Below are 932 nucleotides of genomic sequence, written 5' to 3'. Positions count from 1 at the left end.
GTTCAAACACTTCCCGAAAAGTGCCACTGGCGAGATAGTTGAGAAGCTGAGATTTGTCCGGTGTGTAGCTAGAAAACCCAAAGCCTTTCCACCCTAAATTCACCGTTTTCTTAACCCCTGCTAACGCCCAATTAAGGGGTGAACAACGCTACCACGCAAACCTAAAGCATTGTGCCATAAACACTAAACTTGAAGTAGAAGCAAAGGTGCCAAGCGTTGGGAATCCCTCTTAAATTGTTTGTTATAGCGCAACTCACCTCTAGCTATGAACTTCCATCAGTTTATTGAATATAGATGTTAATTCATGTGCTCTAGGTGCATCATTGAAGATATGGCATACCTCCAACGTAGTCAGGAATGAAAGCATCAAAGATTGCTTTACTAGCCACTGAATTTGCTCTTCTGAATGCCCACCGGCTATTCGATGGCCTTTATCGCGACTAGCTGATTGATAAAGCCCACCGTGAGTGAAATCATGCAAGAACTCTTTTATTTCACTCATACGCTGAGACAAATGACCATGTCGATAACCTTCAGTTTGTTCGACTTGAGCAAGTTGGACTTTAATACCCGGTGGCTCTTTACCTTTCATAAACTTCAGTAGTTGATCTTCTGATGCACAACGATACATCCAAATACCGCGTAAGAACGCGTCCCTTTGTGGGCGAAGTAGGGCTAGCGCTGAACCATGATACCCAAGGCTAATTAATTTTATAATTGCAGCATTGTGTTCAAGCGCTAATTGTAACAAAGCGAGGGGAACAACTTTCTTATGTTCTGGTTCAAGTTCGAGACCATTGAGGAGCGGCGTTGTTGATCAAATCAGTTTGAAGAACAATAACACCATATATGACTAGCCGTTAGCTTCTGACGGGCATACCTAGTCCTATGACTTTGTTTATAGCTTTAACATTCGCCATGATTTCGCCCAC

General features: G+C 42.8%; 1 protein-coding gene. It reads right to left on the bottom strand.

Going from position 1 to position 932, the window contains the following annotated elements; genetic code table 11:
* Positions 1-259: 259 nt before the first annotated feature.
* The gene (locus AACW06_RS19715) at positions 260-751 is read right to left on the bottom strand and encodes a DUF6988 family protein (RefSeq protein ID WP_192076354.1); all 492 of its coding nucleotides are present in this window, start codon (positions 749-751) and stop codon (positions 260-262) included.
* Positions 752-932 lie beyond the last annotated feature (181 nt).

This window comes from Vibrio sp. S12_S33 (assembly GCF_963889785.1).
GTDB classification, from domain to species: domain Bacteria; phylum Pseudomonadota; class Gammaproteobacteria; order Enterobacterales; family Vibrionaceae; genus Vibrio; species Vibrio aestuarianus.
Note: the sequence above shows the minus strand (reverse complement) of the source record. Positions and strands in the feature narration are given on the sequence as shown.